The organism is Streptomyces sp. NPDC050388 (assembly GCF_040655635.1).
Taxonomy (GTDB): Bacteria; Actinomycetota; Actinomycetes; order Streptomycetales; family Streptomycetaceae; genus Streptomyces.
Map to the genome: position 1 here is coordinate 1 of NZ_JBFAKH010000115.1, position 15,847 is coordinate 15,847.

The window sequence follows — 15,847 nt, forward strand, 5'->3', positions numbered from 1 at the left end:
GCTTTCGCAACGCCGACCACCAACGACTACGGACACGCTGCGTCACCACCCGCCGAGCCCGCGGACACCTCCGCACCGCTCAACTTTGAAGACCCCGTTCGGCGGCGGACGGCCGCTCCCGGCGGTCGGCGGGTGGCCGACCGCCGGGAGGGCGGAGCCGGGTCGCGCGCGGCGCGCGGGGCGCGGGTCAGGCGGCGGGGGCGACCTCCTGCGGTTCGGTGGACGGGGCGGTGCGGTCGTGCATGCCGGTCCGCGGCACCAGCGCGACCAGCAGCGCGGCCAGCAGCGCCGCCGCGGCGAAGAAGTAGAACACCCACGAGGTACCGAGCGAGGAGCCCATGATCAGACCCACCAGGATCGGCCCGAAGACGGCTCCCAGCCGGCCCAGGCCCAGCGAGGCACCCAGAGCGGTGCCGCGCGCCGCGGCCGGGTAGTAGACGCCCACGAACCCGGCGACCGCGGCCTGCGAGGAGGCGCAGAACCCGACCACCAGCACCATGGCGAAGACGACGGCCTGCGGGGGATGCATCGTCAGGAAGGTCACCGCCAGGGCTCCGCACAGGAAGCCGCCCGCGATCACCGGACGCGAGCCCCAGCGGTCGGCGAGGCCGGCCAGGACCAGCATGCCGATGGTGCTGCCCAGGTAGAAGGCGACCAGGAAGGTCAGCGCGGAGCCCAGGTCGTAGCCGGAGGCCCGCAGCAGCTGCGGGATCCAGGTGTTCATGCCGTAGCCCAGCAGCAGCCCGCAGAAGCCGATCACCGGGAACAGCAGGGTCGCGACCCGGAACCCGGGGGCGAACATCAGCTTCAGCGAGGAGGACCAGTTCGGCTTCTCCGTCACGGTACCGACCGCCGGCTCCGGAGGCAGCTCGACCCCGTAGCGCTCGGCGAGGGCGCGCGCCTCCTCGTGGCGTCCCCGGCTGCTGAGGAAGGCGAGTGATTCGGGGATCTGCCGGTAGACGATCGCGAACAGTGCCAGTCCGATGGCACCGCCGAGGACGAACAGGGAGACCCAGCCGAAGTTCGGCAGCATGAAGATGGCCAGGAAGGCGACCAGACATCCCCCGATGGGGAAGCCGGTCTGGACGACGCCGTTGTAGAACTGCCGCCTCTCCACCGGCACGTACTCCATGGTCAGGGCGATGACCGAGGGCAGGGCACCGCCGAAGCCCAGGCCCGCGAGCAGACGGAACAGTCCGAAGACCTCCACGCTGGGAGCCGCCGCGCACAGCAGGGTGAACACGCTGAAGCTCGCCACGCAGGCGAGCACGGTCGGGCGCCGTCCGATGAGGTCGGCCACATAACCGGACAGCATGGCACCCACCATCATCCCGATCAGGGAGAGGCTGCCGATGACACCGGCCGAGGCGAGGGTGATGCCCCACTGCTTGTTCTGGAGCAGTGTCGGCAGCACCGCGCCGTACATGCCGCTGTCCAGTCCGTCGATGAGCGTGATCGCCAGACAGGCGAAGACCACCGACCGGGCACCCGTCGAGGTTCTCGGACGCACTGCCGAGCTGGGTCGAGTCAAGGGAAACTCCTTGTCGTGGAGCAGACGTCCGCCGACCCGGGGGTCTGCGGACGGTTCTGGGTGGTGGAGCTCTCCTTCCGCGGGCACCCTCCCGACGGGAGGAGGCGGCGCGGACCCGGTGTCCCGGTGTCCCTCGGAGGCCGCCCCGAGGAAGGGGCGGCGGCCGGGACACGACGGACCGCGTGCGGAGCGCGGCGGGCCGTAGGTGTGTCAGGACGGGCCGACGGGCCTCGGCGACGGCACTCGGGGTGGCATCGACGGCGGCCGGCCGGCCGGGAGGACGGGGGTGCCGGACGGCTGCGGGCCGAACGGCGGGGGAGAGGAGGGCGTGGCGGAACTCAACGAGGCCGACGGTGCCTCCGGGAGAGGCGGCGGCCGGGAATACTCGGGTGGGACGTGGCCATTTAACTTATGCCCGTAGTTTGCGGTCAAGGGTCGGGCGGGGGATCTTTCCGCCTTGCGCGATGCGCCCTCCCGGCGGCCGCGGTCGTGTCACGCTCCCGGTGCCCGCGGGGGGCCTCGTCGGGGTGGCGGCGGGAAGCGGGGGAGGGGCCCCGAATCGCATGATGGTGCAGGTCGGAGCGTTCCGCTGTGGAGTGCGCGGCGGATCTCGCGGTGCGCGGACGGGGGCTGGCGGGTCGCCACGGTCAGGCCGGTCCGCCTCCGGGGTCGCGTCGCCGCGGACGGGGTGTCGAACGTACACCCGTAAGGAAGCACAGGGAATCTACAGGAAGAAGATTGGTGGTTGTCCGCTCGAAGGCAACGACGAGCGCCGGCCCGGCCGACTCCGGTGCGAGAACCGGAGCGGGGCCGAGCCGGCGTACGGCGACGACGGTGGGGCGCGGGCGCTCAGTGCCCGGACATGCCCCCGTCCACGGCGAGGGTCGTGCCGGTGATGTAGCTGGAGGCCGGGGCCGCCAGGAACACCACGGCCGCGTCGAGCTCCCGCTGGGTGCCGGTGCGGGCCAGCGGGCTGGTCGCGCGCAGGAACTCGTCCAGCGTCTCCGAGGGCATCTCGGCGATCATCTCGGTGGCCACGAACCCGGGTGCGACGGCGTTGACCCGGATGCCGCGGCGCCCGGCCCACTGCTGGGACAGGTCCCTGGTCAGCCCGATGAGGCCGGCCTTGCTCGCGGCGTAGGCGGCCTGCGGCAGCACCGACTTGATCAGGCCCAGCACGCTGGCCACGTTCACGATGCTGGAGCCCGGCCCCATGACCCGCGCACACGACTGGGCCATCCAGTACGCGCCCATCAGGTTGACGTCCAGCACCTGACGGAAGTCCTCGGGCCGCTCGCGCAGCGCGGGCACCGCGGAGGAGACACCGGCGTTGTTGATCAGGATGTCGAGTTTCCCGAAGCGCGCGACGGCCGCCGCCACCGCCTCCTCGCACTGCTCCGGGTCGGTCACGTCGGTGGCGACGACCAGGCACTCGCCGCCGAGCGCCTCGATGCGCTCGGCCGTCTCGCGCAGGCGGTCCGCGCGGCGGGCCGTCAGGACCACCTGTGCGCCGGCCTCGGCCAGGGCGAGGGCGAAGCCCGCGCCCAGCCCCGAACTGGCGCCGGTGACCAGCGCGGTCCTGCCGTCCAGCCGGAACAGGTCCAGCACGCCGTTCTCGGGAAGGGGGCGCTGTGTCGTCGTGCTGCCCATGTGCCGTCCTTGTCTGTCCGGGCCGGTCCGGGCCGGTCGGGGGCGGGTGCGGCGGGTGTGCGGCATCCGCCCTTGACCGGCCGGTGCGGCCCGTGAGCCGGGGGTGGGGGAGAAGGGGTGCCGGGAGGTCTCCGGCACGGGGAGGCGCGGGCGTCAGCTCGCGTCGTCGGCCGCGAGCAGCCGCTGGGTCTCCCGGTGGAAGACCTGGTTGGCGACCTCGTTGCGACCGAACACCATGGGGCCGGCGTCCTGGCTCGCCAGCGCCCGCTGGGAGCCGCGCAGCAGCGGGAAGTCCTCCGCGTGCAGCACGTCCAGCAGGATCTGCCAGTTCCGCTGCCAGCGCTTGTTCCAGGTCTCCTCGTCGTAGGAGGTCTCCTCCAGACGCGGCACGATGACCCGCATCTCCATCCGGCAGCGCCCCGGGTCGACCGGGTCGGGACGGAAGGTCAGCAGCTCGAAGTGGTTGTCGGGCAGGCGCAGCAGGGTGCTGTTGGGCAGCAGCAGGTGCGACTCGGTCACGTGCTTGGCGAGGCTCTGGTCGCCCGGGTCCTCGTCGATCCAGCGGTCGATCGTCTTGCGGGGCGCCAGCCAGCGGCAGTGCCGCCCGTAGTCCTCGAAGGCGTAGACGTTGGTGTGGACGATCTTGCCCGCGGTGTTCGGGTGCGCGTACTGGATGTGGTAGCCGTCCAGGAAGGCGTCCTGCATCAGCTTCCAGTTGCACGGCTCGTCGAAGCCCTCGGCACGGAAGGAGACCAGGTTGTCCAGCTTGTACCCGGCCAGGACCTCGTCCATCTCCGGGCCGAGCCAGGCGGCGACGTCGATCTCGGCGCCGACCGAGTCGATCACCCAGATGAAGCCGTGTCGCTCCTCGGCGGGCAGTTCGAGCAGCCCGAACTGGCTGCGGTCGAGGTCGCCGAAGGTGTTGTCGCGGGTGATGGTGCGCAGGGTGCCGTCGGTGTCGTAGGACCAGCGGTGGTAGCCGCAGGAGAACAGGCGGCACTTGCCCGACGCCGCCTCCTCCAGCAGGGCGCCCCGGTGCCGGCACTGGTTGACGAAGGCCTTGATGCCGCCGTCCGGCTGACGCACCACGATGGCGTTGTTGCGCGGGAGCTGCAGGGTGATGAAGTCGTTGGGCTCGGGGATCTCCGAGCTGTGCGCGACGATCGACGGGACCCGTGCGAAGATCAGCTCGCGCTCACGGGCCGCGAGCTCGGCGTCGGTGAACTCCGTCGGGCTGAAGGAGACCGTTCCCTCGAACTGGTCGGTCGTGTCGTTCCGCAGGTGCTCGAGCAGGCGACGAATTCGCTCTTCGCGCTTTGCGTCAAATTCCGTCACGTCGTCCTCCTGTACTGTCCGCGTTCCTTGCGCCGCTGCGGTGGCTCGGGACCTCAGAGGCGGATGCGGTCTCGCGACGCGGGATGCGAGACACGCGACGTCGGTTCCCCTTCTTCGTCGACCCCGCCGAGGAGGCACGGGAACGGCGACGAGTGGGGCGTGGGGCGTCTTGTGGGCGAGGTGGGCCCCGGTCCGCGGGCGGTCCGGTGGCGCATGCTCGCCGCCGGACGCACCCGTCTGCGAAAAAGCTCACTTAATCTTATGGCTGTAGGTTTCTGGGGTCAAGCACACGGCGGGGGACTCTCGGTCGTCGGCCGGGTCGCGGCGCCCTCCCCCGGCCCTGGGTGACGGGTCCGCGAGGCCCGGCCCGGCCGGTGGGCGAAGGGGTGTGCAGGGTGGTCCCGGCGGCGGGTCGATCTGCGCCTGCCCGTGTCGGGGGGAGGCTGCCGGACGCGCCCGGGAGTCCGCGGAAGGCGAGAGGCGGGGCCCCTCCTCCTCGGGGAGCCCCGCCTCGCGTCCGCCGGTGCCGGTGCGCCCGTCAGGCGACCGCGGCAGGTGCGTCGACCGGCACGCTGAAGCACACGTCGGTCTGGTCGTGGTGGAAGCCGACGCTGCGGCAGGCCCGCATCAGCGGCTCGTCCAGCGGGTCCACCGACATCTCCACCTCCCGCACGCCCGCCTCGGCCAGCCGCTTCAGCGCCGCCGCGAGCAGCGCCCGTGACACCGCGTGCGCCTCGCCCCGGGTCGGTGGCGCCAGCAGGTGCACCGATCCAGGACCGTCCGGCGCCTCCCCGGCCAGGGGGTGCGGGGAGTACGCCACGAAGCCCAGCACCTCCCCCGACGCCTCGACCGCCACCAACACCTCCGGGCCGACCCGGCCGGCGCCGCGGCCGTCCTTCTCGGCGTCGGCGAGCGCGGCCACCACCGCCGTGTCCGACTCCGGGTGCAGCGGGCGCAGGTCCACCCCGGCGGGCGGTTCCGGCTCCGGCACGCTGCCCGGCCGGTGCATCGGCCGGATGATCCGCCACGACGCGTCCTCGGGCACCGCGCCGAACCGGCGCGCCATCCGCTCCGCCGCGGGGTGCGAGCCGTGCGCCCAGGCGCGCAGCGACCGGACGCCCTCGCCGGCCCACCGGGCCGCCCCGCCGCGGGCCAGCCCCAGCTCCTCGAACAGCAGGGTCGCGATCCCCAGGGACCGGTACTCGGGGCCCACCACGAACTCGGTGGTGGCGGTGCCGTCGCCCTGCGAGGTGATCCGCAGGAAGGCCACGATCGCCTTCTTCCCGTCCGGCGAGCCGACGGCGCCCACCTCGTCGCTCATCCGGGCGACGAGTTCGGTGACCCGCCCGGGGGGCGCCCCGTCCGTGCCCGCGGCCGGGACCGGCTGCACGGCCGAGAAACCCTGCTCGGCGTCGAAGTCCGCCGCGTCGCGCAACAGACTGACGACCTCCGGGTCGGTGCCGAAGGAGGTGCCCCACTCGTACGTGATCACAGAACGTCCTCGGATGTCGGGTCGTCGCCCCGTGGCGCCGCCCGCGGTGGACGGTGCCGGGTGCCGGAGTTCGGGCGGCCGCGGATGCGGTGCGCGGGCGGCGGGTCCGAAAGGGGCGCTCCCACGCCGGTGCGCGGCGACGACGGTCTCAGCAGCTCATTACCTCCAAGCTATAGGCCAGATGTGGTGCTCACAAGCCCGGCTGTCTCGATGAACCCCTTGCGGTGACAGGCGAGTGTGGTGATCCCGCGCCCGGTGAAGAGTGATCTAAAACCTATGGAGAGTCGGTTAATGAGAGGGTGTCCGCCGAGGGGATCGGGCAGTGATCTGCGAGGTGCGGGGGGCGGTGTGCGGCGCCCTGCCGGGTTCGCGCCTGGTGCCCTCTCGGCGCGTCGCCCGGGAGTGGGGTGCGGTGCCGGATCCGTCGGGGCGCGCCGCGGCGTCCGGCGGGGCGCCCGCGACGCCGGGTCCCATCTGCCGCCGGGGTGCGGGATACTGCGGCCATGGCCCGACCACTCCAACCTCTGCTCAGCCGCGAAGCGATCGTCGCGGCCACCTTGAAGATCATCGACGTGGAAGGGATCGAGGCGTTCAGCATGCCTCGACTGGCGAAGGTGATGGGAGTCCGAGCGCCCTCGCTGTATCACCACTTCAAGAACAAGACCGAACTCATGACCGAGGTGGCCCGGGCGATCATGGTGGACACACCCTTCCCGCGCCGTCCCGCCGACGAGAACTGGCCTGACCTCTTTGTCGCCCTCGCCCTGAACTTCCGGCGCTCGATCCTGCGCCACCGCAACGCGGCTCCCATCCTGCTCGAGTACCTGCCGCGCGACGTCCTGATCGCCATGTACGAGAAGGTGGCCCGCTTCCTGGAGAAGGCGGGCGTACCGCAACACCTGCACGTGCTCATCCTGGACGGCATGGAGAAGCTGAGTCTGGGCGCCAGCCTCAGCGAGGCCATGAAGACCCCGGAGAGTCAGGCGCAGATCTTCCCGCACGTCGACGCCGAGGAGGAGCCCACCCTCACCTCGGCCCTCGCCGCCAACGAATGGAGCGCCGAGCAGATCTTCGAACAGACGATCCGGAGCTTCCTGGTCGGCGTCATGCAGCTGGACGCGGCCCCGCGGGCGGAGGCGCCCGCCGGGCAGTGAGCCCCCTCCGGGCATGAGCCCTCGCCGGGCCCGAGTCCCCGCGCCGGGGAGCGAGGCCCGCAGGGCGGTGCTCTCCGGCCGGGTGGTGAATCCCCGCCGTACCGCCGCGCCCCCTTCCGTTCGGGAGAGGCGCGCGGCGGCGTTCCGGCCCGGTCGCCACCTGTCGCGTCGCCCCGAACCCCCTGCGTACCGCCTGTCCGCCGAGGTGCGTGGCGGGGTCGGTGGGCGCACTCTCCCGGGTGCTTCCCCTCCCGAACCCTTGCCGCCCGTTATCTAAGGGCTTTAGGCTGAGGGTGAGTTCACGCCAGGAGCGTCGACTCTGGTTCCGCAGGGGGCGCGACGGCCCCCACGGTCACCGATGGGGAGGCACGTCCAGATGTCCACGCAGTCCCAGGAGTCACAAGAGTCCCAGGAGTTCCACGAGCTCTACCGGCGGCATGTCCAGTACGTCCTCGACGGGAACGTCGAGGCCTCCTTGGCCGACATGGTGCAGGAGAACATCCCCCAGGTCTTCCGCGGAGTGACCGTCCCCCGCGGGAAGGTCGACTCGCTCCGCGTCGTCGACATCCGGCGCGAGGGCGCCACCTGGGTGGGGGAGACGGTGTACGACACCCCCGACGGTCGGATCGGCCTGCGGTCCGTGTGGGAGTCGCGCGACGGCTCCTGGAAGGCCGCCGCCCTCGAGAACTTCCCCCCGGAGGCCGGGGGCTGACCCCGGCGGGCGCCTTCGACGCGGACCGGCGGACGTCGAAGGGCCGGTACGGGAGGAGTAATTCCGCCCGATCGGGAGGACATCCCGCAAAAGCCTTGTCCGCGGTACCTGAAGCCCTTAGATTAAGCGACCACGGTCACACGAAGGATTCCCGCCACCTCGGGGATCGCGGGCCCGGTACGCCGAGCAGCCGGTGACGACCCCCTCCGCCCGTGCTCCGAACCACCGGTGCACGCCGCACCGGGCGGCCCGGCCGGGCACGACACCGGCCGACGGCCCGCCCGGACCGTCCGTCGGCAGCCGGTGGACAGCAGGCCCCTCGACAAGGGCCCACCGACCACACGACGTGTGACTCCCTTCATCAGAATTCTTCCGACATGTGCTCGGGTGTATCCGCTGCCGCTCCGCCAAAGGGGGGCGACCCGTGGAGCGGCCCGAGGTGACGGAAGCGATCGTGGACAGAGCGCAGGAGGAACAGACGTGAGCGGAACGCTCGTGAGCACCCTGACCTGGTGGGCTCGGAACATTCCCGACCAGCCGGCCATAGATTTCGACGGCGACGTGGTCACCTACCGCCAGCTGGAGAGCTGGGCGGACGGGATCGCCGCCGATCTCGTCGCGGCGGGAGTGGGCCGAGGAGACCGGGTCGCCCTGGTGGGGCAGAACTCCCTGGAGTGGTGCGCGGCCACCCTCGGCGCGCTCAAGCTCGGTGCCATCGTCGCCCCCTTCAACCACCGCATGGTGGCCCGCGAGCTCGCCGGGCTCCTGGAGGACTGCGAGCCGACCGTCGTCTACGGCGACGACGCGCTGCGCGAGCGCCTGGAGGAGGCCCGCCGGGAGCAGCCCGGGGTCGTCCTCAAGTCCTTCCAGAGCGACGTCCGGTCCCTGCGGGACGGCACCCACGCCCCCGTCGTGCCGCCGGTGTCCGACGTCTCCGAGACGGCCGCGATCGTCTACACCAGCGGCACCACCGGCAAACCCAAAGGCGTCATCTTCACCCACGCCACCATCGCCGGCGAGATGCACGAGTGGTCCCTCATGGAGCCGGTGCTGCCCAACGGCCTCAGACCCCTGCTCGTGCTCCCGCTGTTCACCGCGGCCGGCCTCGTGTGGGGACTCTTCCGCACGATCCTGCACGGCGGCACGCTGCTGCTGCAGCCCCGCTTCGACCCGGCCCGGGCCCTGCGTGTGCTGGCCGACCAGAAGGTCACCACGTTCACCGGCCCGCCCATCCTGTTCGAGCAGGTCGCGGCACAGCCCGGCTTCGCGGAGGCCGACCTCACCAGCCTGACCACCGCCCACGTGGGCGGCGCGCGGGTGCCGGTGGACCTGCTCGCCTCCTGGCAGCGCAAGGGCGTCTCGCTGCGCCAGATCTACGGCCAGACCGAGATCGGCGGATCCGCCACCGTGATGCCGCGCGACGAGGCGATGGAGCACCCGGAGAAGTGCGGCTGGGGCGGCGCCTTCACCAGGATCAGGGTCGTCGACCCGGAGGGCGCCGACTGTCCGCCCGGCACCCCCGGCCAGATCCTCCTGCGCGGACCGGGGATGATGCCCGGCTACTGGCGCAACGAGGAAGCCACCCGCACGACCATCGTGGACGGCTGGCTGCACACCGGGGACATCGGCATCCTCGACGAGCGCGGCTATCTGACCTTCGTCGACCGCATGAAGGACATGATCATCTCGGGTGGACTGAACATCTCGCCGACCGAGATCGAGAACGTCCTCCAGGAGATGCCCGGCATCGATGAGGTCGCCGTCATCGCCGTCGAGGACGCCAAGTTCGGCGAGACCCCGGCCGCCCTGATCAAGGCCGACGGTCCGATCGACCCCGCCGACGTGGTGGCCCACTGCAACGAGCGCATGGCCGACTACAAGGTCCCGCGCTACGTCGTCTTCCTCGACGAGGCCCTGCCGCGGATGGCCAGCGGCAAGATCGCCAAGCGCGACCTCAAGGCCACCTACGCCGACCTGCCCCGCACGCACGGCAAGGTGCGCTGACCCGAACACGGAGGCCGTTGCCGATGAAGGCCAGGAAAGTCGCGTTGGTGACCGGCGGCGGGCGGGGCATCGGAGCCGCGGTGTCCCGCAGGCTCGCCGCCGACGGCTTCGCGGTCGCGGTCAACTACGCCCACCGCGCCCGCGAGGCGACGGACGTGGTCGAGGAGATCGAGGCCGCGGGCGGCCGGGCGGTGGCGCTGCGGGCCGACGTGTCCGACGCGGACCAGGCGGGCGACCTCGTCGCGCGGACCGCCGAACTCCTCGGACCCGTCGCCGTGCTCGTCAACAACGCGGGAGTCAGCGCGGCCGGCTCGGCGCGCTCCCTGCCGCCCGGACAGTGGGACCGCGTGCTGGGCGTCAACCTCAGCGGCGCCTACTACTGCACGCACGCCGCGCTGCCCGCCATGTACGCGGCCGGCTGGGGACGCGTCCTGTTCTTCGGCAGCCCGAGCGGCGGGCGCGCGCTCACCCCGACGACGGGTGCCTACGCGGCGTCCAAGGCGGGGCTGGTCGCCCTGGCCGGGGTCGTCGCCAAGGAGGTGGCCCGGCGCGGCATCACCGTGAACACCGTGGTGCCCGGTTACGTGGAGACCGACATGGTGCGCGCCGCCGGCGACCGGGCGCGGGAGAGCCTCCAGGACGGCTGGCCGCGGATCCCCGCCGAGGCGGTGGCCTCGGTGGTGTCCTTCCTCGCGGGCGACGGTGCCGCGCACGTCTCCGGCGAGGAGATCGGGGTGTGGGCGGGCGGCCCCGTCCAGTTGTGAGCCCCGGCAGCGGGTGTCGGCGCGACGGACCGCCGGTGCCCGCCCGGGGTCGACCTCCGCCCGGGGCCCTCGTCCCGGGCGGTGCCCTGCCCGCTCGTGGGCCGGGCGGTTCGGATTCCTCGCGAGACGTCGGCGCGGTCCGCGGTGCGGCCGCGCCGGACGTCCGCGGCAGAAAGGACCGTCGGATGACGACTTCCCGGCCCGCGCACGAATCGGCCGCGCACGACTCGACCGACCCCGACCCGCGTCCCCCGTCCCCGGACGCGGCCCGGCGGGCACGCCCCGCCGAGGGCGGCACCGTGACCCGGAGGACGTCGTACTGCCGGTTGTGCCCGGCCAGTTGCGGGGTCGAGGTGGAGACCGACGGCACCCGCGTGCTGCGCGTGCTGGGCGACCGGCAGCACCCGATCTCCCGCGGCTTCACCTGCCCGAAGGGGCGCAGGGCCGCCGATCTCCTGCACGGCCCCGATCGGTTGACCTCCTCCCGGCGGCGGACGGCCGCGGGCGAGCACGAACCGGTCGACGCCGACACCGCGATGGCGGAGGTGGCCGCCCGGCTCACCGGGATCGTCGAGGAGCACGGGCCGGACGCGGTGGGCCTGTTCATCGGCACCCAGCACAACTTCGCCACCCTCACCCCTTTCATGGCGCGCGCCTGGTTCCGCGGCCTGGGCTCCCGCAAGCTCTTCTCCACCATGACCCTCGACCAGTCGGCGAAGTGGCTGGCGAAGTCGCGCATGGGGGTGTACGCGGGCGGCCCCCAGTCGCTCGACGAGGCCGACGTGTGGCTGCTGGCGGGCACGAACCCGCTGGTCTCCGTCAACGGGGGCGACGGGGACGGCGCGCTGGTCACCAATCCGTCGGCCAACCTCAAGGCCGCCCGGGACCGCGGGATGCGGCTGATCGTCGTCGACCCGCGCCGCACCGAGACCGCGGCACGCGCCGACCTGCACCTGCGACCCCGCCCCGGACACGACGCGCTGCTGTTCGCGGGGCTGCTGCAGGTGATCCTGGGGGAGGGGCTGCACGACCGGGACTTCTGCGACCGCCACGTGGAGGGACTGGACGACCTGCGGGCGGCGGTCGCCGAGGCCACCCCCGACAGGGTCGCCCGCGTCTGCGACGTGCCGGTCGAGGAGCTGGTGCGGGCGGCCCGGATGTTCGCCGCGGCCGAGCGGGGCATGGTGAGCACCGGGACCGGCGTCTGCATGGGGCCGCACTCCAACATCGCCGAACACCTGGCCGCCTGCCTCAACGTCGTCTGCGGACGCTATCTGCGCGAGGGCGAACCCGTGCCGGGGCGCGGCGTCCTGATGGGCGAGGGGTCGGCCCGCGCGGAGGTGGTCCCCGCGGACCGCGAGTGGGAACGGGGATTTCGCAGCCGGGTGGGCGGACACGGCCTGCTGCGCGGCGAACTGCCGGCGGCCCTGCTGCCCGACGAGATCCTGCGGCCCGGACCCGACCGGATCAGGGCGCTGGTGGTCTCGGGCGGCAACCCCCTGCTCGCCCTGCCCGACCAGGACACCGCGCGGCGCGCGCTGGAGAGCCTCGACCTGCTGGTGTCGATCGACACCCGGATGTCGCAGACCGCGCGCCTCGCCGACTACGTCATCGCCCCCACGATGCTGTACGAACGGGCCGACCACACCGGACTGATGGAGACCTTCTTCCCCCGCCCGTTCGCCCAGTACACGCCCGCCGTGGTCGCCCCGCCCCGGGGCGTGGTCGAGGACTGGCGGGTCTTCTTCCGGCTCGCGGCCGAGACGGGAGGGCTCCTGCGGTTCGCGGGCCGGGACCTGGACACCTCCCGGCCGCCCTCCTCGGAGGAGCTCCTCGACCTGGTCGCCTCCCGCGGCCGGGTCCCGCTGGACGAGGTGCGCACCCACCCGCACGGCCTGCTCGCCGGGCGCCCCGGCACCACGGTGGGCCCGGCCCGCGAGGAGCGGGCCGGGTACCGCCTGACCCTGCTGCCCGCCGACGTGGCCGCGGAACTCGCCGCCGCGCTGGCGCCCGTCGCCGCGACGGTACCCGTGGGGGCCCGGTCCGCGGGGGCCGAGGGCGGGGCGGGCGAGGGTGGGGCGGCGGGGGGCGGGGCCGACCGGGAGGCCGGGGCGCCGGGAGCGGTGGGGGACACCGAGGGCGGCGAGGACGCCGAGGAGTTCCCGCTGCGGCTGGTCGTGCGGCGGATGCGGGAGGTGGTCAACTCCCTCGGGTCGGCGGTCGTCGGCCTGCCCCCGCAGCCGTACAACCCGGCCCACCTGCACCCGCAGGACATGGCGCACCTGGGCATCACGCACGGCGCCGCGGTGACGATCCGCTCGCCGCACGGAACGCTCGAGGCCGTGGCGCACGAGGACCCGAGCATGCGACCGGGGGTCCTGTCGATGACCCACGGCTGGGGAGGCCTGGAGACGGGCGGGGACCCGCGGACGACGGGCAGCAACGTCAACCGGCTCACCTCCCTGCACCACGGCGCCCAGGCGGTCAACCGCATGCCGACCCTGACGGCCGTCCCGGTGTCGGTCGCCCCCGCCCCACCGGGCCTCGCCGACCGTGAAGAACCTTCTCCTTAATCTAAAGCCTTGAGGTTATTATCTAACGTCTGTAGGATATTTTCGGATGGGATGACGGCCACCGCTCCGGGCGGCGGCATGACGCGAAAGGGCTGACATGGCAGGCTGGGACTTCGCGAGTGTCTTCGAGGCCGTGGCCCGTGTGCACCCCGAGCGCACGGCGTTCGTTCACGGGCGCCGACGAGGCACTTGGGCGCACTTCGACGACCGTGCGGCCCGGCTCGCCACGGTGCTGGAATCCGCGGGCCTCACCGCGGGCGACGTCGTGGCCGAGTACATGCGCAACGGTCCCGAATACCTGGAGACCTTCTTCGCCGCCGGCAAGTCGGGCCTCGCCCCGATGAACACCAACTACCGCTACGTCGAAGACGAACTGGTGCAGATCTGGGCCGACGCCGACGTCAAGGCGGTCGTCTTCGACGCCGAGTTCCGCGAGCGGGTCGACCGGGTGCGCCACCGCCTGCCCGGCGTGCGGCTCTGGCTCGAGGTCGGCGAGGGCACCGACTGGGCCCCCTCCTACGCCCGCGAACTGGACGCGCACCCCCCGCGGCCGCACGGCGGCGGACGCGAGGACTCCCTGATCCTCATCTACACCGGCGGCACCACCGGACACCCCAAGGGCGTGATGTGGCGCCAGGGCGACATCCTCTCCCTGCTCAACGCGCAGAACCCCCGACCGCTGCCCGACCACGGCGACCGCGAGGCCGTCGAGGCGCACCTGGCCGGACTCACCCGGGAGATCCGCTCCCTGGTGGCGAGCCCGCTCATGCACGGCGCCGGACTCTTCTACGCCATCTCGGCACTCAGCGGGGCCGGCACCCTCGTCATGACCCCGGGGGCGCGCTTCGACGCCGAACAGCTCCTCGACGTCATGGACGGCGAACGGGTCCAGTCCCTCGCGATCGTCGGCGACGCCTTCGCCCGGCCGATGCTCGCCGCCCTCGACGAGAACCCCGGACGGTGGCGCCTCGACGGCCTGCGCGCCGTGTTCTCCTCCGGCGTGATGTGGAGCCGCCCGGTCAAGGAAGGGCTCCTGAACCACATGCCGGCGGCACGCCTGCTGGACGGACTCGGCTCCTCCGAGGCCTCCGCCGTCGCCTCGACGGTGTCCGTGCGCGGGGACGTGGCCGACACCGGCTCGTTCGTGCCCTCCGACCGGGCCGCCGTGCTGCTCGACGACGGAACCCTCGCCGAACCCGGCGACGGCAAGGTCGGTCGCCTCGCGGTCACAGGCTGGATCCCGGTGGGGTACCTCAACGACCCGGAGAAGTCCGCCCAGGTCTTCGTCGAGGCCGCGGGACGCCGCTGGTCCGTTCCCGGCGACCTGGCCCAACTCGACGCCGACGGGCGGATCCAGCTCCTCGGCCGTGGCTCCAGCTGCATCAACACCGGCGGGGAGAAGGTGTTCGCCGAAGAGGTCGAAGAGGTCCTGAAGCAGCACCCGGGCATCGCGGACGCCGCGGTCCTCGGCGTGTCCGACGAACGCCTCGGCAGGAAGGTCGTCGCCCTTCTCCGGGCGGGGGAGCGGCCGCCGTCGGAGGAGGAACTCCACACCCACGCCCGCGCGCACCTGGCGGGCTACAAGGTGCCCAAGCACACGGCCTACGTCGACTCGCTGGAACGCGCGGACAACGGAAAGCTCGACCACCGTCGGCTGACCGGCATCGCGGAGAACAAATGGGGGGACGGCCACGCCTGACCCGGACCGGCGGCCGCAGCCCGGACCGCTTCCCCGGCTTTCCCCGTCGGCCGGGAAAGCAGTCGGTACGGAGCGGGAACACCCCCCCCGCACGACGGCGAGGCTCCGGGCGAGCGCGGGCGGCGGGCCGCCCCACGGGGAGGACGGCACCGGCTCACCCCTGCCTCCCCTGGGGAAGCCGGCATGAAGAGCGTGAGACCCCCATCGACGAAAAGGCACCCGATGACCACCGAAGACCCTCCGGCACCACAGCCCGCCGGCCCGCTCGGGCCGTCACCGGTCCGCCGCCCGGGCAGCGTGCGCCGGACCTCGACGCTCGACACGCGGTGGCCCGGAGGATTCGGCACCGGACTCCACATCGACGGGCGGGCCCGCGACCTTTACACCCCGGCCGACGGCCGGCCCCCGCTCGTCGTCGCCGAGGACCGGCTGCGCGTCCGATTCGCACCGGCGAGCCGGGTGATCGAGGAGATCGAGTCGACCCCGGCCAGGAGCGAACTGGCCCTCCTCACCGGCGCCCGCTGCGGCGGCGGATTCCGCACCCTGCTGGCACAGGCCCTGCCGCGGGAACGGGACACCGGGACCTCGCTGTACCTCATGCTGGACGATCTCGCCGCGGTATCACTGATCGCAGACTTCGCCGCGACCCGGTGGCCGTCCGCCGGGCCCGGCACACATCGGGCCGCGGTGCGCCCGCAGGAAGGCGTCTGCACGGGCTTCATGCCCGGATCCAGCGCCCTGAGCCCCGACCACGTCCGGAAAGGCGGCGACCGGACACGCCGGGTCGTACCGCTGCCGCACCCCGACGACCCGGCGGGCTGGCACGAACTGGCCGCGCCGCGGCAGGGCGGCATCCCCAGGTGGTCGACGGAGTTCGAGGTCGCCGACGGCAGCGCCGGAGAGGCTACGGGGGACGCGGAACATGAGCCAGGA

11 protein-coding genes are annotated in these 15,847 nt (G+C 72.8%); 7 read left to right on the forward strand and 4 right to left on the reverse strand.

The genetic code is table 11. The annotated features are described in order from the left end of the window. Positions 1 to 187: 187 nt before the first annotated feature. The 4 genes from AB0I73_RS36490 to AB0I73_RS36505 all read right to left on the reverse strand — a co-directional run bounded on the left by AB0I73_RS36490 (position 188) and on the right by AB0I73_RS36505 (position 6,008). Positions 188 to 1,531, reverse strand: a complete 1,344-nt coding sequence (locus AB0I73_RS36490) for an aromatic acid/H+ symport family MFS transporter (RefSeq protein WP_363044725.1) — start codon at positions 1,529 to 1,531, stop codon at positions 188 to 190. Between the two features lie 849 nt (positions 1,532 to 2,380). Continuing rightward, positions 2,381 to 3,181, reverse strand: coding sequence for an SDR family NAD(P)-dependent oxidoreductase (locus tag AB0I73_RS36495; protein WP_016828300.1), 801 nt, complete (start codon positions 3,179 to 3,181; stop codon positions 2,381 to 2,383). 153 nt (positions 3,182 to 3,334) lie between these two features. Next, positions 3,335 to 4,516, reverse strand: a complete 1,182-nt coding sequence (locus tag AB0I73_RS36500) for an SRPBCC family protein (RefSeq protein ID WP_363044726.1) — start codon at positions 4,514 to 4,516, stop codon at positions 3,335 to 3,337. 538 nt (positions 4,517 to 5,054) lie between these two features. Beyond that, a complete protein-coding gene (locus AB0I73_RS36505) occupies positions 5,055 to 6,008 on the reverse strand; it encodes a GNAT family N-acetyltransferase (RefSeq protein ID WP_363044727.1) in 954 nt (317 codons plus the stop codon). 503 nt (positions 6,009 to 6,511) lie between these two features. Between AB0I73_RS36505 and AB0I73_RS36510 the strand changes: the two genes are divergently transcribed. The 7 genes from AB0I73_RS36510 to AB0I73_RS36540 all read left to right on the forward strand — a co-directional run. Continuing rightward, the gene (locus AB0I73_RS36510) at positions 6,512 to 7,162 is read left to right on the forward strand and encodes a TetR family transcriptional regulator (protein ID WP_202282309.1); all 651 of its coding nucleotides are present in this window, start codon (positions 6,512 to 6,514) and stop codon (positions 7,160 to 7,162) included. 376 nt (positions 7,163 to 7,538) lie between these two features. Beyond that, entirely contained in the window at positions 7,539 to 7,874 is a 336-nt protein-coding gene (locus AB0I73_RS36515) for a hypothetical protein (RefSeq protein WP_363044728.1), read from the forward strand. A gap of 480 nt (positions 7,875 to 8,354) precedes the next feature. After that, entirely contained in the window at positions 8,355 to 9,878 is a 1,524-nt protein-coding gene (locus tag AB0I73_RS36520; RefSeq protein ID WP_363044729.1) for an AMP-binding protein, read from the forward strand. A gap of 23 nt (positions 9,879 to 9,901) precedes the next feature. Continuing rightward, positions 9,902 to 10,642 carry an SDR family NAD(P)-dependent oxidoreductase gene (locus AB0I73_RS36525; RefSeq protein WP_279337483.1) on the forward strand — a complete coding sequence of 247 codons (741 nt, stop codon included), beginning with the start codon at positions 9,902 to 9,904 and terminating at the stop codon, positions 10,640 to 10,642. A 185-nt stretch (positions 10,643 to 10,827) separates the two neighbouring features. Next, entirely contained in the window at positions 10,828 to 13,215 is a 2,388-nt protein-coding gene (locus tag AB0I73_RS36530) for a molybdopterin-dependent oxidoreductase (RefSeq protein ID WP_363044730.1), read from the forward strand. Positions 13,216 to 13,312: 97 nt separating this feature from the next. After that, positions 13,313 to 14,914 carry an AMP-binding protein gene (locus tag AB0I73_RS36535; RefSeq protein ID WP_363044731.1) on the forward strand — a complete coding sequence of 534 codons (1,602 nt, stop codon included), beginning with the start codon at positions 13,313 to 13,315 and terminating at the stop codon, positions 14,912 to 14,914. Between the two features lie 222 nt (positions 14,915 to 15,136). Continuing rightward, a partial coding sequence (locus tag AB0I73_RS36540) for a hypothetical protein (RefSeq protein ID WP_363044732.1) occupies positions 15,137 to 15,847 on the forward strand: 711 nt, incomplete at its 3' end.

Coding starts and splice junctions, on each gene's coding strand:
- AB0I73_RS36495 (WP_016828300.1), bottom strand. CDS start 3,181: ATGGGCAGCACGACGACACAGCGCCCCCTTCCCGAGAACGGCGTGCTG.
- AB0I73_RS36510 (WP_202282309.1), top strand. CDS start 6,512: ATGGCCCGACCACTCCAACCTCTGCTCAGCCGCGAAGCGATCGTCGCG.
- AB0I73_RS36515 (WP_363044728.1), top strand. CDS start 7,539: ATGTCCACGCAGTCCCAGGAGTCACAAGAGTCCCAGGAGTTCCACGAG.
- AB0I73_RS36525 (WP_279337483.1), top strand. CDS start 9,902: ATGAAGGCCAGGAAAGTCGCGTTGGTGACCGGCGGCGGGCGGGGCATC.
- AB0I73_RS36530 (WP_363044730.1), top strand. CDS start 10,828: ATGACGACTTCCCGGCCCGCGCACGAATCGGCCGCGCACGACTCGACC.
- AB0I73_RS36535 (WP_363044731.1), top strand. CDS start 13,313: ATGGCAGGCTGGGACTTCGCGAGTGTCTTCGAGGCCGTGGCCCGTGTG.